Source organism: Tabrizicola sp., assembly GCF_041919135.1.
GTDB lineage: Bacteria > Pseudomonadota > Alphaproteobacteria > Rhodobacterales > Rhodobacteraceae > Tabrizicola.
This window is the reverse complement of record NZ_JAYRUJ010000006.1, coordinates 79215-104204: the sequence shown is the minus strand read 5'-3', so window position 1 is coordinate 104204 and position 24990 is coordinate 79215. Positions and strand designations below refer to the sequence as shown.

General features: G+C 67.8%; 21 protein-coding genes and 1 pseudogene. 12 read left to right on the top strand and 10 right to left on the bottom strand.

Translation table 11 applies throughout. The features are described 5' to 3' along the window. Positions 1–4 precede the first annotated feature (4 nt). Positions 5–1432: an RNA polymerase factor sigma-54 gene (gene rpoN / locus ACE3UA_RS06710; protein ID WP_374643651.1), complete on the top strand. Its 1428-nt coding sequence runs from the start codon at positions 5–7 to the stop codon at positions 1430–1432. Positions 1433–1486: 54 nt separating this feature from the next. Here rpoN and ACE3UA_RS06705 read toward each other — a convergent pair whose 3' ends face one another. Together ACE3UA_RS06705 and ACE3UA_RS06700 are read right to left on the bottom strand one after the other, a co-directional pair. After that, positions 1487–2914, bottom strand: a complete 1428-nt coding sequence (locus ACE3UA_RS06705; protein ID WP_374643650.1) for a gamma-aminobutyraldehyde dehydrogenase — start codon at positions 2912–2914, stop codon at positions 1487–1489. Positions 2915–2980: 66 nt separating this feature from the next. Further along, positions 2981–4432, bottom strand: a complete 1452-nt coding sequence (locus ACE3UA_RS06700) for an APC family permease (RefSeq protein ID WP_374643649.1) — start codon at positions 4430–4432, stop codon at positions 2981–2983. A gap of 312 nt (positions 4433–4744) precedes the next feature. Between ACE3UA_RS06700 and ACE3UA_RS06695 the strand changes: the two genes are divergently transcribed. The 5 genes from ACE3UA_RS06695 (at position 4745) to ACE3UA_RS06675 (ending at position 13482) form a co-directional block, all read left to right on the top strand. After that, a complete protein-coding gene (locus ACE3UA_RS06695) occupies positions 4745–5578 on the top strand; it encodes a hypothetical protein (RefSeq protein ID WP_374643648.1) in 834 nt (277 codons plus the stop codon). Further along, positions 5575–6978 (top strand): sigma 54-interacting transcriptional regulator, encoded by a 1404-nt coding sequence (locus ACE3UA_RS06690; protein ID WP_374643647.1) that lies wholly within the window; start codon positions 5575–5577, stop codon positions 6976–6978. The genes ACE3UA_RS06695 and ACE3UA_RS06690 overlap by 4 nt, the downstream gene beginning before the upstream one ends. 203 nt (positions 6979–7181) lie before the next feature. Then, a complete protein-coding gene (locus tag ACE3UA_RS06685) occupies positions 7182–9386 on the top strand; it encodes an FAD-dependent oxidoreductase (RefSeq protein WP_374643646.1) in 2205 nt (734 codons plus the stop codon). Between the two features lie 57 nt (positions 9387–9443). Beyond that, positions 9444–12518: a heterodisulfide reductase-related iron-sulfur binding cluster gene (locus ACE3UA_RS06680; RefSeq protein ID WP_374643645.1), complete on the top strand. Its 3075-nt coding sequence runs from the start codon at positions 9444–9446 to the stop codon at positions 12516–12518. Between the two features lies 1 nt (position 12519). Then, positions 12520–13482: an electron transfer flavoprotein subunit alpha/FixB family protein gene (locus tag ACE3UA_RS06675; RefSeq protein ID WP_374643644.1), complete on the top strand. Its 963-nt coding sequence runs from the start codon at positions 12520–12522 to the stop codon at positions 13480–13482. Positions 13483–13514: 32 nt separating this feature from the next. Here ACE3UA_RS06675 and panC read toward each other — a convergent pair whose 3' ends face one another. After that, positions 13515–14348 carry a pantoate--beta-alanine ligase gene (panC, locus tag ACE3UA_RS06670; RefSeq protein ID WP_374643643.1) on the bottom strand — a complete coding sequence of 278 codons (834 nt, stop codon included), beginning with the start codon at positions 14346–14348 and terminating at the stop codon, positions 13515–13517. Next, positions 14345–15175, bottom strand: a complete 831-nt coding sequence (panB, locus tag ACE3UA_RS06665; RefSeq protein ID WP_374643642.1) for a 3-methyl-2-oxobutanoate hydroxymethyltransferase — start codon at positions 15173–15175, stop codon at positions 14345–14347. Before panB ends, panC begins: the two co-directional genes overlap by 4 nt. A 156-nt stretch (positions 15176–15331) precedes the next feature. Between panB and ACE3UA_RS06660 the strand changes: the two genes are divergently transcribed. After that, entirely contained in the window at positions 15332–15673 is a 342-nt protein-coding gene (locus tag ACE3UA_RS06660; RefSeq protein ID WP_374643641.1) for a cupin domain-containing protein, read from the top strand. Positions 15674–15830: 157 nt separating this feature from the next. On the opposite strand, the pseudogene ACE3UA_RS06655 reads toward ACE3UA_RS06660, so the two are convergent. Further along, positions 15831–16559, bottom strand: a pseudogene (locus tag ACE3UA_RS06655) (L,D-transpeptidase); the annotation flags it as partial. Between the two features lie 392 nt (positions 16560–16951). Between ACE3UA_RS06655 and ACE3UA_RS06650 the strand changes: the two are divergent. From ACE3UA_RS06650 to ACE3UA_RS06635, 4 genes are all read left to right on the top strand, one after another. Next, complete coding sequence (locus ACE3UA_RS06650) at positions 16952–17284, top strand: zf-TFIIB domain-containing protein (protein WP_374643640.1); 333 nt, start codon at positions 16952–16954, stop codon at positions 17282–17284. Between the two features lie 79 nt (positions 17285–17363). Then, entirely contained in the window at positions 17364–18029 is a 666-nt protein-coding gene (gene pgsA / locus ACE3UA_RS06645) for a CDP-diacylglycerol--glycerol-3-phosphate 3-phosphatidyltransferase (protein WP_374643639.1), read from the top strand. Then, complete coding sequence (gene moaD, locus ACE3UA_RS06640; RefSeq protein WP_374643638.1) at positions 18026–18274, top strand: molybdopterin converting factor subunit 1; 249 nt, start codon at positions 18026–18028, stop codon at positions 18272–18274. The genes pgsA and moaD overlap by 4 nt, the downstream gene beginning before the upstream one ends. A 1-nt stretch (position 18275) precedes the next feature. Beyond that, on the top strand, positions 18276–18713 hold the full coding sequence (locus tag ACE3UA_RS06635; RefSeq protein WP_374643637.1) for a molybdenum cofactor biosynthesis protein MoaE: 438 nt from the start codon (positions 18276–18278) through the stop codon (positions 18711–18713). 297 nt (positions 18714–19010) lie between these two features. On the opposite strand, the gene ACE3UA_RS06630 is transcribed toward ACE3UA_RS06635, so the two are convergent. The 5 genes from ACE3UA_RS06630 to ACE3UA_RS06610 form a co-directional block, all read right to left on the bottom strand. Further along, positions 19011–20015, bottom strand: coding sequence for a P1 family peptidase (locus tag ACE3UA_RS06630; protein WP_374643636.1), 1005 nt, complete (start codon positions 20013–20015; stop codon positions 19011–19013). Positions 20016–20126: 111 nt separating this feature from the next. Next, entirely contained in the window at positions 20127–21986 is a 1860-nt protein-coding gene (gene uvrC, locus ACE3UA_RS06625; RefSeq protein ID WP_374643635.1) for an excinuclease ABC subunit UvrC, read from the bottom strand. Positions 21987–22284: 298 nt separating this feature from the next. Continuing rightward, positions 22285–23058 carry an SDR family oxidoreductase gene (locus ACE3UA_RS06620; RefSeq protein ID WP_374643634.1) on the bottom strand — a complete coding sequence of 258 codons (774 nt, stop codon included), beginning with the start codon at positions 23056–23058 and terminating at the stop codon, positions 22285–22287. Continuing rightward, on the bottom strand, positions 23055–23240 hold the full coding sequence (locus ACE3UA_RS06615; RefSeq protein WP_374643633.1) for a hypothetical protein: 186 nt from the start codon (positions 23238–23240) through the stop codon (positions 23055–23057). Before ACE3UA_RS06615 ends, ACE3UA_RS06620 begins: the two co-directional genes overlap by 4 nt. Continuing rightward, positions 23241–24032, bottom strand: coding sequence for a S49 family peptidase (locus ACE3UA_RS06610; RefSeq protein WP_374643632.1), 792 nt, complete (start codon positions 24030–24032; stop codon positions 23241–23243). Positions 24033–24107: 75 nt separating this feature from the next. Between ACE3UA_RS06610 and ACE3UA_RS06605 the strand changes: the two genes are divergently transcribed. Further along, complete coding sequence (locus ACE3UA_RS06605; RefSeq protein WP_374643631.1) at positions 24108–24989, top strand: LysR family transcriptional regulator; 882 nt, start codon at positions 24108–24110, stop codon at positions 24987–24989. Position 24990 lies beyond the last annotated feature (1 nt).

Sequence of the window (24990 nt, the reverse complement as noted above, 5' to 3'; positions counted from 1 at the left end):
AGCTATGACCCAGATGCCGCCGCTGCACCTGAGACATTCGCATTCTCCGGCGCTGACGCCGCAGATGCTCATGTCGATCCGGCTGCTTCAGCTGGCGCAGGCCGAACTGGAACGCTTCGTCAACGATGAGGTGGAGCGCAACCCCCTGCTGGATCGGGCCGGGCCGGAAAGCGGCGCAGAGGGAGGCCGGTCGGATGACGGGTCGCGAGGGGCAGGCCGGCCGCCGGGGGGCCTATCCCGGATGTCCGCCGGATCCGGCCGGGCGAATCCGGATTTCGACCTTCTTTCCGCCTTGCCCGAGAAACCCGGACTGCGGCAGCGGGTCGAGGAGCAGATCGGCCTGGAACTCTCGGATCCGCTGGACCGGCTGATCGCGGTGGTCCTTGCGGATGCGCTGGATGAGGCGGGCTATTTCCGGGGCGACATGGAGGCGATCGCCGGGCGCCTTGGGGTGGCGACAGCGCAGATCGCGCGGGTGCTGGCGGCCTGCCAGCAATTCGCCCCGACCGGGATCTTTGCGCGCAACCTGTCGGAATGCCTTGCCCTGCAACTGCGCGAGCGCGACCGGCTTGACCCTGCCATGGCGGCGCTTCTGGCCCATCTGGATCTGGTGGCGCGCCGGGACTTCGCCTGTCTGAAGCGGATCTGCAAGGTCGATGACGAGGATCTCTGCGACATGCTGGCCGAGATCCGCAGCCTGGATCCGCGGCCGGGCAGCGCCCTGGCGGCCGGGGAACCCGTGCAGCAGGTCGTCCCGGACGTCGAGGTGCTTCCCGCCCGCGACGGCTGGCGGGTCGAGTTGACCGAAGCGGCGCTGCCGCGGGTGCTGATCAACGGCAGCTATGCCGCGCAGCTCCGGCGCAGCGTCGGGGGCGGTGCGGATCGCGACTTCATCACCACCTGCCTGAGGAATGCCAACTGGCTGGTGCGAAGCCTTGACCAGCGCGCGCATACGATCCTGAAGGTCGCGACCGAGATCGTGCGCCAGCAGGACGATTTCCTGACCAGGGGCGTCCGGCATCTGAAACCGCTGACGCTGAAGATGGTGGCCGACGGTATCGGCATCAATGAATCCACCGTCAGCCGGGTGACGGCGAACAAGTTCATGCGCACCCCGCGCGGCGTGTTCGAGCTGAAATACTTCTTCACCGTCGCGCTCGGCTCGCTCGACGGGCAGCAGGCCCATTCGGCGAAGTCGGTGCTGGACCAGATCCGCCAGATCATCGACGAGGAGAAACCCGAGAACGTGCTGTCCGACGACGCGATCGTGCGGATGCTGCAGGCGACCGGCATCGTGATCGCCCGGCGCACCGTCACCAAATACCGCGAGGCGATGCGGATCGCGCCCTCTGGGCAGCGGCGGCGCGAAAAGCGGATGGCCGAGCAGGAAGCGCGCCTCAGGGCCGGGCGGTCGGTGCTGGAAGGTGCCTGAGCCATGCGGATTGCCTGCCGCGCCGCACCGGAAAGGGGGCGCGGCAGGCGATGCTCAACCGAAGTTGATCATGACGTGCCGGGCGACGGTATAGTCCTCCAGCGCGTAAAGCGACATGTCCTTGCCGTAGCCGGATTGCTTCAACCCGCCATGCGGCATCTCGTTGGTCAGCATGAAATGGGTGTTGATCCAGGTGCAGCCATAGCGCAGCCGGGCGGCCATCCGCATCGCGGTGCCGATGTCCCTGGTCCAGACCGATGAGGCCAGCCCGTAATCGCTGTCGTTCGCCCAGGCCAGCGCCTGCTCGGCCTCGTCGAAGCGGGTGACGGTGACGACCGGGCCAAAGACCTCGCGGCGGACGATCTCGTCGTTCTGCAGGGCGCCCGCGACGACGGTCGGCTGGAAGAAGAAGCCGCGGTCCCCTGCGATTTGGCCGCCGGTCACGACCTCGACATGCTTCTGGTCGGCGGCGCGGGCCACGAAGCCTGCGACCCGGTCCCGTTGCACGGCCGAGATCAGCGGACCGAGTTCGTTCTCGCTGTCGTCGGCCCGGTTATAGGCCAGCGTCGAGACCGCGCCGGCAAGATCGGCGACCAGCCGTTCATAGACGCCGGACTGGGCGTAGATGCGGCAGGCGGCCGTGCAGTCCTGCCCGGCGTTGTAATAGCCGAAGGTGCGGACGCCCTGGACCACGGCGTCGACATCGGCGTCGTCGAGGACGATGACCGGGGCCTTGCCGCCCAGTTCCAGATGGGTGCGCCGGATCTTCTCGGCCGCCGCGCCAAGCACCTTCCTGCCGGTGCCGATGCTGCCGGTGATCGACACCATGTCGATCTCGGGGTGGCGGATGATGGCGTCGCCGACGCTCTCGCCGCGCCCGAAGACGATGTTGACCACGCCCTCGGGCAGGATTTCGGCAAGAAGCCGCGCCAGTCTGAAGGCCGTAAGCGGCGTCAGTTCCGAGGGTTTGAAGACAACCGTGTTGCCGCCCGCCAGCGCCGGGGCCAGCTTCCAGGTCATCATCATCAGCGGATAGTTCCAGGGCGCGATGGACCCGACGATGCCCAGCGGATCGCGCCGGATCATCGAGGTATGGTTCGGCAGGTATTCGGCCGCCGCCGGCGCCTGCATCGACCGCACCGCGCCGGCGAAGAAGCGCCAGCAATCGACGATGGCCGGCATCTCGTCATTGCGCACGGCATTGATCGGCTTGCCGCAGTTCAGCGCCTCGAGCGCGGCGAAGCTGTCCGCCTCGCGTTCGATGGCGTCGGCGATCTTCAGGAGATAGGCCGAGCGTTCCGCGGGTGTCGTCGCCGACCATCCGGGAAAGGCCCGCGCCGCCGCCTGCACGGCCTGCTCCACCTGCGCGGGCGCGGCCTCGGCAAGGCGGGTGATCACCTCGCCGGTCTTCGGGTTGACTATGTCTTGCGCGGCGCCCTCTCCCTCGAGGAAATGGCTTCCGACGAGCATCCTGTTGTCCAATTGACTGCCTCCTTGCGGCTGACTGTTCTGCGGAACGGGCACGGTTGTGCCCGTTCCTTGTCGCGTTCACTCTCCGGCGACCGCCGTATGCCCGCTGCCTTGCCGCATGAACGGCAGCACGATCAGGCCGATCGCCACCACCACGGCGCTGGTCAGCATCACGGCATAGTTCTCGTACCAGTTGGCATCGGGCATCCGCGGCCAGGCGAGGTTGATGATCGCCGAAACGCCGTAGATGAAGGCCAGCACGGTCACGGGAACGCCCCAGCCGCCAAGGTTGAACGGCCCGGTCGGCTTCCAGCCGCGAAGCCGCGCCGAAATCGCCGCGAAGACGACCATCTGGAAGGCCAGATAGATGCCCACGGCCGCGAAGCTCACCACGACGGCGACGGCGTTGCTGAGGAAGTAGCCGCCCAGGGCGATGACGGCGGGAACGATGCCGCAAAGGACGAGGGCGACGCTGGGCACATGGGTCGCGGACAGCCGCGTCAGCGCCTTCGACGCGGGCAACATGTTGTCGCGGGCGAAGGAGAACATCAGGCGGCTGGCGGCGGCCTGAAGGCTGAGCACGCAGGACATGAACGAGATCAGCACCACCAGCAGCACGACCCGCGCGCCGGTTTCGCCGAAGTTGGTGGTCAGGATCGTCCAGACCGGATCCGTGTCCGTGCCAGAGATCACCGCGCCGATGTCCTTGACGGCCAGGATCAGCGCCAGGCAGACGAACATCGCCGCCGCGCCGCCGATATAGATCGTCAGCCGCATGGCGCGCGGGATCGCCCGGCTGGGGTTCGGCACTTCCTCGGCCACGTCGCCGCAGGCTTCGAAGCCGTAATACTGGAAGATGCCGGCCAGGCCGGCGGCAAGGAAGGCCGGAAGATAGCTGCCGTCACCGACCACGGCCGCGGTATCGAACAGCACCGAGAGGGACTGCTCGCGCCCGACGGTCAGAAGCCAGGCCCCGACGACCAGCGCGCCGCCGAGTTCGCACAGGAAGCCGATCATGGCGACCTTGGCCAGCACCCTGGTCCCGGCCAGGTTGAGCAGGGTCGAGGCCGCGATGATCAGCATCGCCGTCACCGTATTGACCTGCGGCGAGGGGTCGAAGCCGAAGAAGACGGCCACATAGGGGCCGGCCCCCATCGCCACGGCGGCGACGGTGGTGGCCAGCGCCCAGAGATAGATCCATCCCGTCATCCAGCCCCAGCGATCGCCGATCAGGCGCCGGGCCCAGGGGTAGACGCCGCCGGCAATCGGAAACTGGGAAACGATCTCGGCGAAGACGAGGCAGACCAGGAACTGGCCGATGCCGACCAGAAGATAGCTCCAGAACATCGGGGCGCCGCCGGTGGCAAGCGCATAGCCGAACAGGGTGTAGACCCCGACGACCGGCGAGAGATAGGTGAAGCCGAGGGCGAAGTTCTCCCACAGCGACATCTTGCGTTCGAAGGACTTGGCATAGCCGAGTGCCATCAGTTGGGCTTCGTCCGCCCCGTGGGCGTGTTCTTTTGCGGTCATGGTGCTCCTCCCTTTTGGGTCCCGCTTGGTATGTTCTTGCGCTTGCGGCGCATTTGGTCGGGGGATGTCACGGGCAAGTGCTGCCGAAACCCCCATGGCCTGGCCGGATGTCCGGTCTGGACAGGCCTGTCACGCCGCCTCTGCCCTCCCCCCGGGCGTGATCAGGATGACATTGCAAGAACCGTGCCATCCTGTGATTTCCCGGGAATTCAGGTGATTAGAAGATTCCCGACGCGCGCCCGGAGAAAGCTTGTTGCGCAATTGCAGCGTTTCTGGTGTGATACCGCAGCACGCGGCAACGGGGGGTGGCCGATGAGCAGGCGCAAGGCAGAGCGGCCGACCGGCCAGCCCGACAGCGATGACAAGGCCGCCGGGCTTGCCGACAGCAACGAAATCATGTGGGCGCTGATCCAGAAGGCCCGCCAGGCGATCTGGTGCTTCCGCTACGACGCGCCGGTCAACGTCAGGCTGGGCGTGGACGAGATCGTCGACCAGATCTTCCAGCATCACGCGGTCTGGTGCATGTGCAACACCGCCATGGCGCGCGCCTATGGGCTGAACGACGAAAGCGACCTGAACGGCCATGATGTGCGGCTTCACTGGCCGCGGAACGCCATCAATGAAGCCTTCATTCGCGAGGTCATCGCCAGCAATTTCCACATCGACGGCGCAATCTCCGAGGATGTTCGCGGCGACGGCACTCCGGTGCTGATGGAGAACGACGTGCGCGCCCATATCGCCGACGGCAGGCTGTATCGGTTGTGGGGAACGCTGCGCGAGGTGAAGCCGGGCCAGCTTGGCTCGCAAAGCGAGCGGGTCGAGTCCGCCGCGCTGGCGTTCGAGCTTCAGCCGCTTCCGGCCTGCCTGATGCGGTCCGACGGCTCGGTGATCACCGAGAACATCGCCTGGCGGCAGGCGTTCGGCACGCTGGCCCATATCGCGGCCCGCATGGCGTTCCGATCCGCGGGAACGGGGGGCAGCAGCGAGATCGTCCTGCCGATGCCGCTGTCCTCGGGCCCGGCGCAGCACCATCTTGTCAGCTGCCGCTGGCAGGATGCCACCGGACCGGGCGCCATCGCCGGCCGCGCCGCCTGCCTGGCCGTCACGGCGCGGCAACTGGATGGCGGCACGGGTGCGGCGCCATGAATCGCGGCAAGATCGCGCCGTTCCGCCTGGATGCCAACCCCGGCGGCATTGATCCCGCCGTGCTGCTGGAATTGTGCCACGACGAGGGATTCAGGCAGTTCTGCGACGTGCTGAACGAGGCGGTGATCGTCTTCGACGAGGAGAAGAACGTCGTCGCCCTGAACAAGGCGGCCGAAAAGGCGACCGGCCTGCATCGGTCGATCGCCTGCGGCTATTCGGCCGAGGCCCTGTCGGCCCGAAGCCGGCTTGGGCTGAAGCCGCTGCTTGCCGGCAATGCCGTGGGCCATCGCAGCGTGATGCTGCGCTGGCGCGACGAACCCGGCGAGATCGCCGCGTCGCTGCATGTGCTGGCAAGGTCCGGCCTGCCCTCGCTGCGCGTGGCGCTGTTCCAGCCGCCGGCGGCAGCCGGGGTCCGGGCGAAGCCGGATGCGACGCAGCGGCTGCTGCGCAACGATTCCCTGCCGCTTTACCAGCGCCGGCTGGAGCCGCTGATCGAGTTCGGCGTGCGCGCCTTCCAGTCCCGCCGCCGCATCCTGCTTCTGGGCGAAACCGGGGTCGGCAAGACCACGCTCGTGATACAGATGCACCGCCAGGCCATCGGCGCCGACCAGCCGTTCGTCCATGTCAACTGTTCCAGCATCAGCGAGAGCCTGTTCGAGGCCGAGATGTTCGGCTATGAGCGCGGCGCCTTCACCGGGGCGCTGGCAAGCGGCAAGCCGGGCTTTATCGAGGCGGCCAGCGGCGGCACGCTGTTTCTGGACGAGATCGGTGACATGCCGCCGTCGCAGCAGGCCAAGCTGCTGAAATTCCTTGAGGATGGCTGCATCCAGCCGGTCGGGGGCGTGCGCCAGAAATCGGTGGACGTCTTCGTCGTCTGTGCGACCAATCGCGACCTGGCCGAGGATGTCCGCAAGCGCACCTTCCGCGAGGATCTCTATTTCCGCATCGCGATGATCCCGCTGACGGTCCCCCCGCTTAGGGAATACCGGGACGAACTGCCGGGACTGATCGACACGATGATCGCCAACCTCAACCTCACGCGCGCGCGGCGGCTGGTCCTGTCGGCGGACTGCCGCCGCCGGATGGTCGAGCACAGCTATCCAGGCAACATGCGCGAGTTGATCGGGATCATCGGCCGTCTCGACCTTCTGGCCGACGAGGTTGCCGGAGTCGAGCATCTGCCGCCCCAGATGCAGGGCGGCGGCGGGGGCGACCAGCTTTCGGCCCCGCCCGGCGAGGCGGAGGAGGAGGCGATGGAGGGCCATCCGCTGAAGCAGCGCGTCAGGGCATATGAGCGCCGTCTCATCGACGAGGCGCTCAGGGCCGCGCCGTCAAAGCGCCAGGCGGCCCGCGCGCTGGGCATCGACATCGCCTCTCTGCTGCGGAAGCTGCAGGAATAGGGGGCGAACCCCGTGCGCTGTCGGTGTTGCTGACATTTGGCATCATGCCGATGCGAATATGAAGCAAAACGGCGTGCAAGGCCGCGCGCCGATCCTTCAGAATTAAGTCAAAGCATTGAAAATGCTAGACTAAACGGATTTGGCACAGGGTTTGCTTCTGCATCCGGACGATGGCAAAGGCCCATGACGGAGGAGGCAAGTTAATGGCGCGTGATCCAAAGTATGACATCCTGTTCGACAAGGTGAAGATCGGCCCGAAAGTATCGCCGAACAGGTTCTTCCAGACCTCGCATTGCGCCGGTGTCGGCTCGGAGCGACCCGGCACCCAGGCGATGTTCCGCGGCACCAAGGCCGAGGGCGGCTGGGGCGTCGTCTTCACCGAATTCTGCTCGATCCATCCTGAATCGGACGAGTTCCCCTATACGTCCGCCCGTCTCTGGGACGAGGGCGACGTGCGCAACCTGCGGCCGATGTGCGACGAAATCCACAAGCACGGCGGCCTGTCCGGGGTCCAGCTCTGGTACGGCGGCATCCATTCGCCGCGGCTGGAATCGCGCGAAGTGTCGCGCTCGGCCTCGTGCCTGCCGTCGAACCTGCTGCCGGCGCGCACCCTGTATGCGTCCGAATGCGATGAGGATGACATCAAGGCCGTCATCAACATGTATGTCCTTGCCGCCAAGCGGGCGCAGGATGCAGGCTTTGATCTTCTGGAAGTCACGGCCGGCGACAGCACCTTCCCGGTGCAGTTCCTTGAACGGCGCTACAACAAGCGCACCGACAAATATGGCGGATCGCTGGAGAACCGCGCCCGCGTCTACATCGAGACCATGACCGCGCTGAAGAAGGCCTGCGGCGACACCAGCGCCATCACCACCCGCTACGAGATCGACACCTTGCAGGGCCCGCACGGGCTGGAAGCAAAGGACGAAGGCATCCGCTTTGTCGAACTGATGCACAAGGAGGGGGTCTGCGACCTCTGGGCGGTCAAGATCGGCGACTATGAGGAATGGGGCGAGGATGCCGGCACCTCGCGCTTCCGCAAGTCGGGCTGGATGCTGCCCTTCGTCAAGGAAGCCAAGAGCGTCGTCGGCTCTACCCCCGTCGTGGTCAACGGCCGCTACACCAGCCCCGACGACATGGTGGCGGTCATCCGCGCCGGCATCGCCGATATCATCGGTGCCGCCCGGCCGTCGATCGCCGATCCCTTCCTGCCGAAGAAGATCGAGGATGGCCGGCCCGAGGACATCCGCGAATGCATCGGCTGCAACCAGTGCGTTTCCAAGTTCAACCAGTCCGGCTTGCTCAACTGCACCCAGAACGCCACCGCGATGGAAGAATATCGCCGCGGCTGGCACCCGGAGCGTTTTTCCAAGGCGAAGGATCCCTGCTCGGTCCTGGTGGTCGGCGGCGGCCCGGCCGGGATGGAATGCGCCCGCGTGCTGGGCGAGCGCGGCTATGACGTCCACCTGCGCGAGGCCGAGGCCGAGCTTGGCGGGCATCTGCGCAACGTCATCCGCTATCCCCGCATGAACGAATGGGGCCGGGTGACGACCTACCGCCAGCTTCAGCTGTCCAAGATGAAGAATGTCGAGGTCCATCTGGGCGTCGGCAAGATGACGGCGGACGACATCCTTGCCTATGGCGCGGACAAGGTGGTGATCGCCACCGGCTCGCATTGGGCGACCGACGGCCTTGGCGCCGAGGGCCACGGCACGCTGCCGGGCTGCGATGCCTCGCTGCCGAACTGCCTGACGCCCGAGCAGATCCTGGCGGGCAAGCCGATCCCCGGCGAGCGGGTGGTGGTGCTGGACGGCGACGGCCATTTCACCGGCGTCAGCATGGCCGAGCTTGCCGCCGATCTGGGCAAGAAGGTGACGCTTGTGACCAACATGTCGGACCCGGCCGAATACAGCCAGTTCACCATGGAAGTGCAGAACAACAAGCGGATGCTGCACGAGAAGGGCGTCGACATCCTGCGCAACCACTGGGTCGAATCCTTCCAGGACGGCAAGCTGACCCTGTTCTACCTCTACCGCCACGGCTCGGCCCTGATCGACCCGGAAGTGGGCAGGATGCCGCGCCACGAAAGCACCGCCGTCACCGTGCTGGATGTGGATGCCGTGATCCTCGTCACCTCGCGGGTGCCGAACCACGAACTCTTTGCCGAGTTGAAGCAGCGCCGCGGCGAATGGGAGGCGAACGGGCTGCAGGGCGTCTACAAGGTCGGCGACTGCAACGCGCCGCGGCAGATTTCCGATGCCGTGTTCGATGGCCACCGCCTGGGACGCGAGTTCGACAGCCCGCATCCGCAGTACCCGCTGCCCTGGATCCGCGAGCGGCAGCTCTGGGGGGCCGAGACCGTTCCCGCCCTCGGCGACAGCCGCCCGGCCGTCGAACCGGCCACCTGACCGGCACCTGCGGCGCCCCCGCGCATGGGGGCGCCGCGACCCTGCGGAGCCAGCAAGATGCAGACACGCGAACTGTTCTCGCAATTCACCCCCTTTGCCTTCGGGATGTTCTACCTGATCGCGATCGCGGCCATGGCGGCTTTCGTCGTCGGACTGGCGCGGCATATCCTGCGCTATCGCCGCGCCCGGCCGGCCGGCGTGCCGATCGACTGGCGGGCCGGATTGCGCCGGATGGTCGACGACGTCGCGACCCATCGCACGCTCAGCCGTCGCGACCCCTATGCCGGGGCGGCGCACCGGCTGATCTTCTTCGGCTTCGCGGTTCTCTTCGTCGGCACCGCGACGATCACGCTGGAATACGATATCGTCGAGCCTCTCACCGGACTGACCTTCTGGAAGGGCTGGTTCTACCTTGGCTTCAGCCTGGCGATGGACATCGCCGGCGTGATGCTGGTCGCCGGCCTGGTGATGATGATCGCGCGCCGGGCCTGGTTCGGGCTGGCCAAGCTCGATTACGTGCGCCGCTATCGCGGCGACACCGCACCCTTGCCCCGGGCCGCCGCCTGGAAGATCGAGGACTGGGTATTCCTCGTCACCCTGCTTCTGATCGCACTGTCCGGCTTCGTGCAAGAGGCGGTCCGCCTGGTCATCGACCGGCCGCCGCTGTCCGACCTGTCGCCGGTGGGCGCGGCGCTGGGGCGCCTGCTCTCGGGGCTTGGCCTGGAGGCCGAGGGGGCCGCGACGCTGCGTCGCGTCAACTGGTGGATCCACGGCACCCTTGCCCTGTCCTTCGTCGCCGGCGTCGCCTGGACCAAGGGCAAGCACATGGTCGCCGCGTTCGGCTCGCTTGCCGTGCGTGACAGCCGCAGCGTCGCCCGTCTGCCCGAGGTGGCCGAGGACGAGCCGGCCGGCGTCACCCGGATGGACGATTTCTCCTGGCGCGACCTTCTGCATCTGGACGCCTGCACCAAATGCGGCCGCTGCCACGATGTCTGTCCGGCGCGCAACAGCAACTATCCGCTCAGCCCGCGCGACCTGATCCTTGACCTGCGGCTGCTGGCGCAGTCGGGCGACGGCGCCGCCGATCCGCACAGCGTGATCGCGCCGGAAACGCTTTGGTCCTGCCTCAGCTGCGGCGCCTGCGCCGAGATCTGCCCCGTCGGGATCGAGCAGCCGGTGAAGATCGTCAAGATGCGCCGCGCGCTGGTCGACAAGGGCGAGATGGACCCGACCCTGCGCGGCGTGCTGGAGACGGTGGCCAATGTCGGCAACAGCTTCGGCGAGCCTGCGCGCAAGCGGGGCGCCTGGACGCGCGACCTGGAATTCCCGGTCAAGGACGCCCGCAAGGAGCCGGTCGAGGCCCTGTGGTTCGTCGGCGACTTCGCCTCGTTCGACCCGCGCTCGCAGACGATCTCGCGTCTTGTCGCGCGGCTGTTCAACGCGGGTGGCCTTGACTTCGGCATCCTGTTCGACGGCGAGCGCACCGCCGGCAACGACCTTCGCCGCGTGGGCGAGGAGGGCCTGTTCGAGGCGCTGTCGGCGCATAACGGCGGGCAGATGGCCCAATCGCGGTTCGACTGGATCGTCACCACCGATCCGCATTCGCTGAACACCCTGCGCAACGAATATGGCAAGGCAGTCCAGGGCCGGAAGGTGCTGCACTATACCAACGTGCTGGCGGACTGGCTGGAAAGCGGGCGGCTGAAGGTGACCAGGCCGCTGAACAAGCGCGTGACCTATCACGACCCCTGCCATCTGGGGCGGCTGAACAAGGAATACGATGCGCCGCGACGGGTTCTGCGCGCCATCGGCTGCGAGCTGGTCGAGATGCCCCGCTCGGGCGATAATTCCTTCTGCTGCGGCGCTGGCGGCGGGCGGATCTGGACGCCCGACCCGCCGGGCGTCGAAAAACCCTCCCACAGCCGGATGCACGAGGCGGCGTCGCTGGGGAATATCGACATATTCGTAACCTGCTGCCCGAAGGATCTGACGATGTTCGAGGATGCACGAAAGGCCAGCGGCCACGAGGCTGATTTCCTCGTCGCCGACATCGCCGAACTGGTCGCCGAGGCGGTCGAACTGCGGGCGATCCCGGCGAATTACCTGCCGGAACTGGCGAACCGCATCGCGGAAAGCCTGGCCGAGAAGGTCACGGCGCGGGTGGTGCCGGAACTGATCCAGGCGCTGACCGCGCAGTCGGGCCAGCTCTTCGCCCTGCCGACCCCGATTCCCGCCGCCGAACCCGGCGAGGCCGCGCCGGCGCCGGTGATGCTTGACGCCATTCCGGGCGAGGCCGGCGAATGGTCGGTCAGGCCGGTGACTCCGGCGGTGCTTGCCGACTACGAGCGCCCGGTGAAGTCGGGTCTTCGCGTGCTGGTCGCCGTCAAGCATGTCGGCAAGCTGGGGGACGAGTTCCGCTTCCGGCCCGACGGGCGCGATGTGCTGCCCGAGGATCTGGACCATCAGCTGAACGAGTTCGACGAGACCGCGATCGAGGCGGCGCTGCAACTGGTCGAGCGGCTGGGCGAGGGCGAGGTGGTCGCCGTCACCATCGGCCCCGAGGAGGCCGAGCCCTCGCTGCGCAAGGCACTTGCCAAGGGGGCGCATCGCGGCGTGCGGGTCGCTGCCGACGCCGCCTCGCCCGCCGACCCGATCGCGGTTGCAGCCCTTCTGGCGGGGGTGGCGCTGCGCGAGGAGGCCGATCTGGTGCTGACCGGCGTGCAGTCCAGCGACTTTGCCAATGGCGCCACCGCCGCCGCCCTTGGCGGGATCCTCGGCTGGTCGCATGCCGCCGTGGTGGTCGAGATGCAATGGGACGGCAAGGGCCGGCTCGACATCACGCGCGAACTGGAGGGTGGCGTGCGCCATGGCCAGAGCCTGCCGGCGCCTGCGGTCCTGTCGATCCAGTCCGGCGCCAATGTCCCGCGCTATGCCACCATGCGGATGATCAAGGAAGCACGGGCAAAGCCGGTGGCCGAGGCCGTGGTCGAGGAACTCGGTCCCGAGGCGACGGGCCGCCGGGTGGCCGCGATGGACCGGCCGCCGGTCGGCCAGGCGGCGATGCTGGAAGGATCTGCGGCCGAGGTCGCCGCGCGCATCGCGGCCATCGTCCGCGAGAAGAGGGGAGGCTGAGATGGGTGGAATTCTGGTCATTGCCGAGCATCTGCGCGGCACGCTCGGCGCGCAGACCGGCGAGGCAATCGGCCTGGCGCGCGACCTGAAGGCCAGGCTGGGCGGACCGCTGGTCGTCGCGGTGATCGCCGGCGATCCGGCGCGCTACCATGCGGAACTGGCGCTGGAGGGTGTCGACGAGGTGCTGGGCGTGGCGGCGGGCGATCATTTCGACCCGGCGGTCTACGAGGAGGCGGCCTATGGCCTTGCGCTGGAGATCCGGCCGCGGCTGGTCCTGCTGGGCCATAGCGTGAACGGCATGGGCTTCGGCCCGGCGCTGGCGGTCCGGCTGGGCGGCAGCTTCGTCAGCGATGCCTTCGGGATCGAGGCCGATGGCGGGCGTCTCCTGGCGCTGCGCGGCGGCTATGGCAACAAGGTGCTGACGAAACTGGACATTTCCGCGGCATGCGTGACCACCGTGATGCTGCGCGGCGGCAGCACCAAGCCGCCGCCGGCCGGCAATGCGCCGCTGCGCCTTGTGTCCCTTGACCTGCAATCGGCTGCCGCACGGACGGCGGAGCACAGGGACTACCTCGATCCGCCGCCCGCCGATGTCGACATCACCAAGGCAGAGTTCATCCTTTCGGTCGGCCGCGGCATCCAGGACGAGAAGAACATCGAACGCTTCCGCGCCCTTGCCGAACGACTTGGGGCGACCTTCGGCTGTTCGCGGCCGATCGCCGATTCCGGCTGGTTGCCCAAGGCGCATCAGGTGGGCCTGTCCGGGAAGGTGGCGTCCAACTGCAAGCTCTATCTCGCGCTAGGCATTTCCGGCGCGGTGCAGCACCTGCATGGCATGAAGCATGTCGAGACGATCGTCGCGGTGAACACCGACCGCAACGCGCCGATCTACAATGTCGCCACCTATGGCGCGGCCATCGACCTGTTTGACCTGGCGGATGCGCTGGAAAAGGAGTTCAACTGACGCGGGGAAGGCGCGGCCCGGAGACGCAAGCGTTACACGGGGATGTTGTCGATCAGCCGGACCCCGTCCAGCCAGGCCGCCGCCAGCATCCGGCGCGGGCGGCGCGGGTCGTCCGAGGGCATCAGCGTCTCGGCGTCGCGGAGTTCGATGTATTCCACCCGCTCGAACCCGGCCTCGCGCATCGCCTCGGCCGCTTCGCGGATCGCCATCCGGTCGGCATGGCCCGCGCGGATGTCCTCGGCCGCCCGGCTGATCGCCGCATAGAGGACCGGCGCCTTCGCCCGCCCGGCCGCCGTCAGCCGCACGTTGCGCGAGGACATGGCCAGCCCGTCCGCCTCGCGGATCGTCTCGCAGCCCACCACCTGCACGGGCAGGTTCAGGTCGCACACCAGCCGCAGGACGACCTGCAGCTGCTGCCAGTCCTTCTGGCCGAAATAGCCCCGGTCGGCCAGCGTCATGCCGAACAGTTTCGTCACCACCGTCGCCACGCCGTCGAAATGGCCGGGACGCATGTGGCCCTCCAGCGGCTGCGCCACGCCCTGCATCGTCACATTGGTGATGAAGCCCTCGGGATAGACCTCCTCGACCGGGGGGGCAAAGACGGCGTCCACCGGGATCGTCCCCAGAAGCGCGGCATCCGCCTCCAGGGTGCGGGGATATTTCTTCAGGTCGTCCGGGTTGTTGAACTGCCTGGGGTTCACGAAGATCGTGGTGATCACCCGGTCGCATTCCGCCCGCGCCCGCCGCGCCAGCGAGAGGTGGCCGTCATGCAGCGCCCCCATCGTCGGCACCACGCCGATCACCTCGCCCGCCGCCCGCCAGTCCCGCGCCATGGCCCGCAGGTCGGCCACCGTCTTCAGGATCATTTCTTTACCGGCACCGCATCAGGGAAGGAATGTTCCGCCGCCGGGAAGGCGCGCGCGCGCACCTCGGCGGCATAGGCGGCGATGGCTTCGTCGGCGGCGCGGCCCAGCTCGGCATACCGCTTGACGAACTTGGGCCGGAACTCGGTGAAGAGGCCCAGCATGTCGTCCACCACCAGCACCTGCCCGTCGCAATGGACCCCCGCGCCGATGCCGATGGTCGGGATCGAGAGCGCCTGGGTGATCCGCCCCGCCAGCCCCTCGGGCACCTTCTCCAGCACGACCGAGAAGGCCCCCGCCGCCGCGACCGCCCTTGCGTCGGCCATCACCTTCGCGGCCTCTTCCTCGCGGCCCACCACCTTGTAGCCGCCCAGCGTGTTCACCGCCTGCGGTGTCAGCCCGACATGGGCCATCACCGGCACGCCCCGTGCGGTCAGGAAGGCGATCGTCTCGGCCATGTGCTGCCCACCCTCCAGCTTCACCGCCGGGGCGCCGGTCTCGGCCATCAGGCGGCTGGCGTTGCGGAACGCCTGCTGCGGGCCCTCCTCATAAGAGCCGAAGGGCATGTCGATCACCGGCATCGCCTTCTGCGCCCCCCGCACCACCGCGCGGCCGTGCAGGATCATCATCTCCAGCGTCACCCCCAGCGTGGAGGGCAGGCCGTGGATCACCATTCCCACCGAGTCGCCCACCAGAACCACGTCGCAATGCGCGTCGACCAGTCGTGCGACGGGGGTGGAATAGGCCGTCAGCACCACCAGCGGCGTGGCGCCCTTGCGGGCCCGGATATCGGGGGGAAGCACTGGCCGGACCGGGGAAGTCGCGCTCATCTTGGGCCTCGCAGGCGGGTTCGCTCTCTGGCCATATGGGCATAAGCGGAAAGCCACCGCAACAGATTTGCGCCGCAGCGCAGCACCGCCGAACCGGCCGCCATGGACTTGACCGCGCGGTGCCGGTTGTCCTGAATGCGCGCAAAGGAGAGACCAATGACCCTGTTCCAGCGCGTCAACCGCATCGGCGCCGTGCCCGAAACCTCCCGTCCCGCGCCCGAGAAGGTGATTTCCGGCGATCCGGTCCATTCGACCTGGAGCCTTGAGGAAAGCGATGGGCTTTACTGCGGCCTCTGGCAGTCGACCCCCGGCAAATGGCGGGTCAGCTATACCGAGTGGGAATATTTCCACATTCTCAGCGGCTATTCGATCCTGACCGGGGCCGACGGGACCGTCACCCAGCTGCATGCGGGCGACAGCCTGATCATCCGCCCCGGCTTCGAGGGCACATGGGAGGTCGTGGAGACCACCCTGAAGGATTACGTCATCCGTTCCTAGAGCTGTCCGAGGTCCCGGCCGTCACCACCGCCTCGGCGGGGGCGGGGCGGGGGCAGTCGTCGGGCTCGATCCCGCGGCGCTGGCAGGCGGCAAGGCGCTTCGTCTCGGCCTTCTCGGCGGCGATGCGGTCCTTTTCCTCCTGCTTGGCGATCCGTGCCAGATCCTTTTCCTTCTGCGCCAGGTTCTCGGGCGTCTCGGGGACGACACGGCCATAGGCATCCGTCATCTGCGGGCCTTCGATGGCCAAGCTCTCCGCCTCGGTCCGCACCTTCACGCGGGCGCCCTGCGGCACCTTGCTGTAAAGGTCGAGTATGTCCTGGTTGAACAGGCGGATGCAGCCCGCGCTGGTCGCATGACCGACCGAGGCCGCGTCCGAGGTGCCATGGATGCGGAACATCGTGTCGCGCCCGCCGCGATAGAGATACAGCGCCCGCGCGCCCAAGGGGTTCATCAGCCCGCCCGGCAGGCCGCCGGCATAGGCCGCGTAAAGATCGGGCCGGCTGCGCACCATGTTCCTGGTCGGCTGCCACGACGGCCATTCCGCCTTGCGCCCGACCACTCCGGTGCCGCGGAAGGACAGGCCTTCACGCCCGACCGCGATCGGATAGCGCGTCGCCGTCCCGCCCTCGCCCACAAGGTAGAGCTTGCGCGAATAGGTATCGACCACCACGGTTCCCGGAGCCTCGCCTCCGCTGTAGCCCACCTCCTCGCGGCGGTTGCCGTCATAGAGGTATTGCGCCGGAACCGGCTCGATGAAGAACTCACCGTCCTGGACGCCCTCGTAGCCGGGCACGACGGGCGGTTCCTTGGACGTGGGGGCACCGGCGCAAGCGGCCAGCAAAGGCAAGGCGAGGATCGCGAGGATCCGGGCGAGGTTGGGTTTCACTTTGCAGACTCGGGGTTGTGGCAGCTTCAGGCCACCTTGCGCCACGGGGACAGGCATCCGTCAAGCCTAAAAGCGCGGTTTTCCTTATTCTTCGGGGTTGCGCCTGTCGCGGCGGCGGATCGGGAACCTGTTCCGGGGCCGCCGCGTTTCCGATGGTTCACGATGGTCCGGAACGGTCCAGCGATGCGACTCATCCCGCCAGGCCGCGAGGTCCCGGCCGGCAGGATGCAAGGCGGCCCCGGGCCGGAAGCTTTGCGGCCAAGCGCCCTGCCGTCGTCGCGCCTTGCCCCGGCATCTGCCCTTGCGACCTTTCGCGTAAGCGCGATTTCGGCCCTTGCGGGGCCGGTTTGCGACCCCATCTAAGGCGGGTGAACATGGCAGAGAGGTAGGAAATGCGCTGTCCGGTCGACAACGAGACTTTGGTGATGGCCGACCGTGGCGGGGTCGAGATCGACTACTGCCCGAAATGCCGCGGCGTCTGGCTGGATCGGGGCGAGCTGGACAAGATCATCGAGCGTGCGGCGGCAGCCTCGGCCCCTGCGCCCGCTCCGGTGGCCCCGCCCCCGCCGCCGCAACATGCCGCGCCGGTCTACCAGCCCGAACCCCGTGGACAATATCGCGAGGATGACCGGCGCCGCTACAAGGACGATGACGACGACGATCACCGTCACGGCTATCGGAAGAAGCGGCGCGAGAGCTTCCTGTCCGACCTGTTCGATTTCTGACCGGACGGACCGGCGATCGGGACCGGCGAAAGGCAACTAACCCCTTTCGCCGCCTCGGGGCTTGGTCTACCACTCCCACATGACCTGGAATATCCCGAACAGCCTTACCGTTCTTCGCCTGCTGGCAGCGCCGGGCGTGGCGGTGATGTTCCTGTATTTCCACCGCCCCTGGGCCGACTGGTTCGCGCTGGCGCTGTTCGTCGGCGCGGCGCTGACGGACTGGTTCGACGGCTACCTCGCCCGGCTCTGGAAGCAGGAGTCGAAGTTCGGCGCGCTGATGGACCCGATCGCCGACAAGGCGATGGTGGTGATCGCGATCATGGTGATCACCGGCTACAACGGGATGAACCCCTGGCTGATCCTGCCCGCGACGGTCATCCTCTTCCGCGAGGTCTTCGTCTCGGGCCTGCGTGAGTTCATGGGGGCGAAGTCCGGGCTGCTGAAGGTGACCAGGCTGGCCAAGTGGAAGACCACGGCGCAGATGCTGGCGATCGCGGTGCTGTTCCTGGGCACGGGGCTGGAATATCTGAACGGCGTTGCGATGCAGGGCATGACCCCCGACCAGTATGTCGAGGCCGTGATCGCCGGAACCGCCGACCCGATCCGGGCTTGCGGCAGCCGGGACTGCGCCTCATATGCCAATCTGGCGGGGATCGCGCTGTTGTGGCTGGCGGCCCTGCTGACGGCGGTGACGGGCTGGGAATACTTTGCCAAGTCGCTGCCCTATCTGCGGGACGTGAAATGATCGACGTTCTCTATTTCGCCTGGGTGCGCGAGCGCATCGGCCTGCCGCGCGAACGGGTCGAGACCGGGGCCGCGACGGTGGCGGGGCTGGTCGAGGAACTCTCCGCGCGGGAGGAACGCTATGCGGCGGCCTTCGCCGACATCACCGCCCTGCGGGTGGCGCTGGATCAGGAGTTGGCCGATTTCGATGCTCCCCTCGCCGGGGTGCGGGAGGTTGCCTTCTTCCCGCCGATGACCGGGGGCTGAGATGCGCGTTTCCGTCCAGGCCGGGCCGTTCGATCCGGGGGCCGAGGTCGCCTCCTTCACCGCCGGGGCCGCGGGGGCGGGGGCGGTGGTCAGCTTCACCGGCATCGTGCGGCCGGACGGCGGGCTGACGGGCATGGAGATCGAGCACTATCCCGGTATGACCGGGAAGGCGATCCAGGCGATCCTGGCCGAGGCGGTGGACCGCTGGAAGCTGGTGGACGGGCTGGTGATCCACCGGCACGGGCGGCTGGCGCCGGGGGAGGTGATCATGATGGTCGCGACGGCCGCGCCGCACCGGGGGGATGCCTTCGCGGCGGCGGAGTTCCTGATGGACTACCTGAAATCCCGCGCCCCGTTCTGGAAGAAGGAGAGCCGGGACGGGGGGGAGAGCTGGGTGGCGGCGAAGGACTCGGACGAGGACGCGCTGAAGCGGTGGTAGTGTCCACGGTGGACGCATCCCCCGGCCCCCATGATTTCAATGGCTTGATCGCGGGTATTCAGGATTTCTCAGGAAATTGCGGCGGCATGCGCGGCAGGCGGGGGCCCGGCCCCAGGTTCTCCTGACCTTCGTGGAAGGGTGATCGGCCTGCCAGGGAAAGGTGCCGGTATCCCGCGCCTGCCAATGTTTCGGGCAACAGCGGCATGCAGGTTCCCGGTCTCTGGAGCGGTTTCCGGGGCGGGTATCGGGTCGCTGGGCAAGGGTCCGCCTTTGCCGGGTGATCGGTCCATGTCGCGTTCAGGGTTTGCCGGACCCCGACCCGAAGCGTGACCGCCAGCTGGGTTGCAGGTCGCCCGGCATCGGGTCGGCCAGAAACACCGCCCTTGCGATGGCGCGGGCGAGGCAGGTGGCGGCGGCGTGGCCGAGCTGGAACGCCTCTGTCACCGGATCGGACAATGGCCGCGCGCCGGTCGAAACGCCGAACACCAGGTCGCCGTCCAGCGGCGTGTGCGCGGGCGCCAGCGCGCGGGCCATGCCGTCATGGGCCGCCACGGCCATGCGGTGCGCCTGCGCCTTGCCCAGGGCGGCATCGGTGGCGACGATGGCGATGGTCGTGGCCTCGCCCAGGCGCTTGCGGGGCAGGGGGGCCTCTTGCGCGACCATCGGCGCGGGGCCGAGGCCGCCGAACTCCTCGCCTTCCTCCCAAGGGGCGGCCCAGAAATGGGCGGTCTCGCCCACGGTCGCCTGACCCAGCGCATTCACCGCGACCAGCGCGCCGACCGTGATCCCCGAGGGCAGGACGCAGGAGGCCGAGCCGAGGCCGCCCTTCAGATTGCCGGTCATCGCGCCATGGCCCGCGCCCGCGGTGCCAAGCGCGAAGTCGCGTCCTGCACCCTCCAGCGCGGCACGGCCGAGCGCGGGATAGGGGCTGTCACCCCAGTCCTTGTCGCCGCCGTTGAGGAGGTCGAAGAGGATCGCCCCCGGCACGATCGGCACGCGAACCGGGCCGACGGGGAAGCCCCGCCCCTGGGCGCGGAGGCCCGCCATGATCCCGGTCCCGGCATCGAGCCCGAAGGCCGAGCCGCCGGAGAGGAAGAGCGCGTCCACTTCCTGCACCAGCCGGTCGGGGGCCAGCAGGTCGGTCTCGCGCGTGCCGGGCGCGCCGCCCATGACATGGACGGCGGCGGTGAAGGGCCGATCGGCGGTCAGGACGGTGACGCCGGAGCGCAGGGCGGCGTCCTGGGCATTGCCGACGCGAAGGCCGGGGACATCGGTGATCAGGTTCTTGGGGCCGGGGCGCATGGGGAAAGCCTAGCCGAGGCGGGGGCGCGCGGGAAGCCCGGCCGGGGCGCGGTGCGCGGCCGAAGGTCGGCGAGGGGGGCGGATGGTGCGCTGTAGCGCACCCTACGCTGATCAGGCCCTTGCCGAGAAATAGTCGGCGATCGTTTTCGCCATCGTCTCGGAGATCCCGTCCACCGCTTGCAGATCGGCCAGCCCGGCCCGGGCCACGGCCTTGGCGCTGCCGAAATGTTGCAGGAGGGCGCGTTTGCGGGTGGCCCCGATGCCGGGGATGTCGTCCAGCGGGGTGAGGCTGACCGCCTTGGCCCGCTTGGCGCGATGGGCGCCGATGGCCCAGCGGTGGGCCTCATCCCGCAGGCGCTGGATGAAGTAGAGGACGGGGTCGTTCCTTTGCAGCGCGAAGGGGCGTTCGCCGGGGCGGTGGAATTCCTCTTTCCCGGCGTCGCGGTCGATGCCCTTGGCGACCCCGACCATGGCGATGTCGTCCACCCCAAGCTCGGCCATGATCCCGGCCACGGCGGAGACCTGCCCCGCGCCGCCGTCGATGAGGAGGAGGTCGGGCCACATGTCAGTCTTGCGCTCGGGGTCTTCCTTCAACAGGCGCTCGAAGCGGCGGGTCAGGACTTCCTTCATCATGCCGAAGTCGTCGGAGTTCGCCCCGGCCCCGGACTTGATGTTGAACTTGCGGTATTGCGATTTCAGGAAGCCCTCGGGCCCCGCTACGATCATCCCGCCGACGGCATGGGCGCCCTGGATGTGAGAGTTGTCATAGACCTCGATCCGCTGCGGCGGGGCGTCGAGGTCGAAGGCCTCGGCGAGGCCGGTGAGGAGCTTGTTCTGGGTGGTGGACTCGGCCATGCGGCGGGCGAGGCTTTCGCGGGCGTTCCGGACGGCGTTTTCCACCAGTTCGGCCTTTTCGCCGCGCTGCGGGACGGCGAGTTCCACCTTGCGGCCCGCCCGCGCCGACAGCGCCTCGGCCACGAGGTCGGGGTTGTCGACGGGGTGCGAGAGCAGGATCAGGCGCGGCGGTTCCTTGTCGTCGTAGAACTGGGTCAGGAAGGCCTCCAGAATCTCGGGTGCCTCGGCCCCGGCGCCGGTCCGGGGGTAGAAGTCGCGGTTGCCCCAGCTTTGATTGGCGCGGATGAAGAAGACCTGCACGCAGGCCTGGCCATGTTCGAGATGGAGGGCGACCACGTCAGCCTCGGCCACGCCCTGCGGGTTGATGCCCTGGGTCTGCTGGACCTGGGTCAGGGCCTTGATCCGGTCGCGCAGCGCGGCGGCGCGCTCGAACTCCATCGCTTCGGAAGCGGCGGCCATGTCGCGGGCGAGGTCGGCCTGGACCGAGGTGGTCTTGCCTTCGAGGAAGCGGGTGGCATCGGCGACGAGGGCGGCATAGCCTTCGGCGGTGATCTTGCCGACGCAGGGGGCGGAGCAACGCTTGATCTGGAACTGCAGGCAGGGCCGGGTGCGGCTTTCGAACATGCTGTCCGAGCAGTTGCGGAGGAGGAAGACCTTCTGCAACTGGTTCAACGTGCGGTTCACCGCGCCGGCGCTGGCGAAGGGGCCGAAATAGGCGCCCTTCTCGGACTTCTTGCCGCGATGCTTCTTCAGTTGCGGGAACGGATGTTCCGAGGAGATCAGGATGTTCGGGAACGACTTGTCGTCGCGCAGAAGCACGTTGTAGCGCGGCTTCAGCTGCTTGATCAGGTTCTGTTCCAGTAGCAGCGCCTCGAGTTCCGTGCGCGTGGTCAGGAACATCATTGACGCCGTTTCGTGGATCATCCGGGCGATCCGGCCGGAATGTCCCGAGGCGCGAGCGTAATTGGACACGCGCGCCTTCAGGTTGCGCGCCTTGCCGACGTAAAGCACCTCGGAGGCGGCGTTCAGCATCCGGTAGACGCCGGGCGAGCCGTCGAGCGTCTTGAGGTAATCCTGGATCACCTCATGTCCGGTGCGGGGTTTTTCGTCGGTCATCTGGCGGCGTCGATTCTAGCGGAAGGGCTGCACGGAACGGGCGATGGTGGCAAGAGCAAAGCTGTCCACGGAATCTGGGGATAACTCCGCGGAGAAGATTTCGGGAGCGGCGAAATTCCCTTGTTTTCGGCTGGTTTCGTGAGGTTGCCTATTTTTTAGGCAGATTTGTAACCATTTGAAAACAAAGGAAAGATATTTCCGATCGGTCGCAAATCCCTGATATGTCAGGCGAATTGTAACCGGACTGTGAAGATGCGGCCGCAAGTGGACAAGTTGCCGCAAGGGCATTCCGGACGGGCTATTCCACGCCCAGAACATCGGGGGTCTTCCAGCCGAGATGCTGGCCTCCGTCCACGGCGATGAACTGGCCGGTGACGCCGGGGCTGTCGAGGAAGAATCCCAGCGCGGCGGTGATGTCGGCGGGGTTCGCGCCGCGCCCCAGAACGGTCGCGGCGCGCTGGCGGGCGAAGTGGCCGTCGCTTTGCCGGGAGCCTTGCAGCGTGGGGCCGGGGCCGATGGCGTTGACGCGGATATGGGGGGCCAGCCCCTGCGCGGCGGTCTGGGTCAGGGCCCAGAGGCCCATCTTGGCGATGGTATAGGTGCTGAACTCGGGCGTCAGCTTCAGGATGCGCTGGTCGATCATGTTGACGATCAGGCCGAGGGGCAGGGGCTCTCCGGCCGCGTCGGTGCCGGCGGGGGGGCACTGGCGGGCGAAGGCCTGCGTCAGGACGTAGGGCGCGCGCAGGTTCGATTCGATGTGGCGGTCCCAGCCCTCGCGGGTAGAGGTCTCGATCCGGTCGTATTCGAAGATCGAGGCGTTGTTGACCAGCACGGTAAGCGGGCCGAGCGCCTGTGTCGCGGCGGGGATCAGGGCGCGGACCTGGGCCTCGTCCAGAAGGTCGGCGCGGAAGGTGCGGGCGCGGCGGCCCATGGCGCGGATCTCGGCCGCCACGGCCTCGGCCTCGTCGGCGGAGGTGGCGTAATGGACGGCGATGTCATGGCCGCGCCCCGCGAGATAGAGCGCCATGGCCCGGCCCAGCCGCTTGCCCGCCCCGGTGACCAGCGCCGTCATTTCGCGCGGCCCCCGCAGTCGCAGCCGCCGCGCCCGATCAGGTAGCGCCCGCATCTGCCGCAGCGCGGGGCGCCCTTGCGCTTGCGCAGCACGGGCGGCAGGGCCGAGGGGAACAGCACCCGGCCGACGATCGCGACCAGGAACATGGCAAGCATGAACAGAAGGATGATCTTCAACAGCATCTAGAGACCATACCGCGCCCAGAGCGCCCTGTCCTCGACCGCGCCGAGGGTTTCGTCGATCAGCGACATGCCGAGGCGCTGGAACAGGCTGCGCTTGCGGCCGAAGGGGAGGAGCCTCACCTTGTCGCCGTAAAGCTGCTTCAGCCGGGGGACCATATGCGAAACCCCGTCGGCAAGGCCAAGGTCCACCGCCTGCTGGCCCACCCAGATGTCGGCGTTGAACAGGTCGGCGGTTTCGCTGAGCCGCCGGCCCCGCGCGCGTTTCACATGGTCGATGAAGGCCTGGTGGATCGGGCCCTGCAGGGCCTTCAGCCGCTCTACATCCTCGGCCTTCTGCGGCAGGAACGGGTCGGCAAAGCTTTTCGAGCGGCCGGCGGTGACGACGCGGCGCTCGACGCCCTGTTTCGCCATCAGTTCGGGGAAGCCGAAGGAGGCGAAGATCACCCCGATCGAGCCGACAAGGCTGCTGGAATCGACATGGATGTCATCCGCCGTGCAGGCAAGCCAGTAGCCGCCGGAGGCCGCCACATCCTCGACGAAGGCGTGGACGGGGATCTTCTTCTCGTCCGCCAGCCGCCGGATGCGGGCGGCGATCAGCGAGGATTGCACCGCCGAGCCGCCGGGGGAATTGACCTGAAGCGCCACCGCCACCGGCTTGGCGCGGAAGGCCTTTTCGATCAGCGGGGCCAGGGCCTCGTCGCTGATCGAGCGGGTGCCGGTGCCGATGGTGCCGGCCAGGCGGATCACCGGGACGAAGGCGGGTTTCGGCAGGAAGGGGATGAAGCGGCGCATGAGGCCAGAGGTAAGCCCCCAAAGGGAAACCGGCAAGGGCTTGCGGGCGAGGGCGGGGAGGGGCAGGGTCGGGGCATGATCGAAAAGCTGGAAATGTTCATCGCTCTGGCCAAGGAACGCCATTTCGGCCGCGCGGCCGAAGCCTGCGGCGTGACGCAGCCCTCGCTGTCCAGTGCCATCCGGCAGCTGGAGGATCAGCTGGGCGTGCAGCTGGTGTTCCGGGGCAGCCGTTTCCAGGGCCTGACGCCGGAAGGGCAGCGCGTGCTGGACCGGGCGCTGGGCATCGTCGGCGATGTGCGGGCGCTGAAGGACGAGATGCGGGTGGTGCGCACCGGCCTGTCGGGCAACCTGCGGATCGGGGTGATCCCGACCGCCCTGCCGATGGTCGCCGACCTGACCGAGCCCTTCACCAAGAAACACCCGAATGTGCGGGTCTCGATCCTGTCGCGGACCAGCATCGAGATCCTGACCGGGATCGAGGCGCTGGACCTGGAGGCCGGGATCACCTACCTCGACAACGAGCCCCTGGGCCGGGTGTCGCAGGTGCCGCTGTATACCGAGTTCTACCGCCTGCTGATCGCGCCGGGATCGGACCTCGCCTCGCGCCGGCATGTCACCTGGAACGAGCTGTCCTCGGTGCCGCTGTGCCTGCTGACCTCCGACATGCAGAACCGGCGGATCGTGAACCAGCATCTGGGCGAGGCGGGGGTGGATGCGGTGCCGATGATCGAATCGAACTCGACCATGGCGCTGATGGCGCATGTGCTAACCGGGCGCTGGGCCTCGATCGTGCCGAAGAAGCTGGCGGACATGTTCGTGGCGGACGGGCGGCTGCATTCGATCCCGATCGTCGAGCCGGAGGCCGAGCATACGGTCGGCCTGATCGCGGCGCGGCGCGACCCGCAGACGCCGGTGTTGCAGGCGCTGGTGGACGAGGCGATCCGGCTGTTTCGATAGG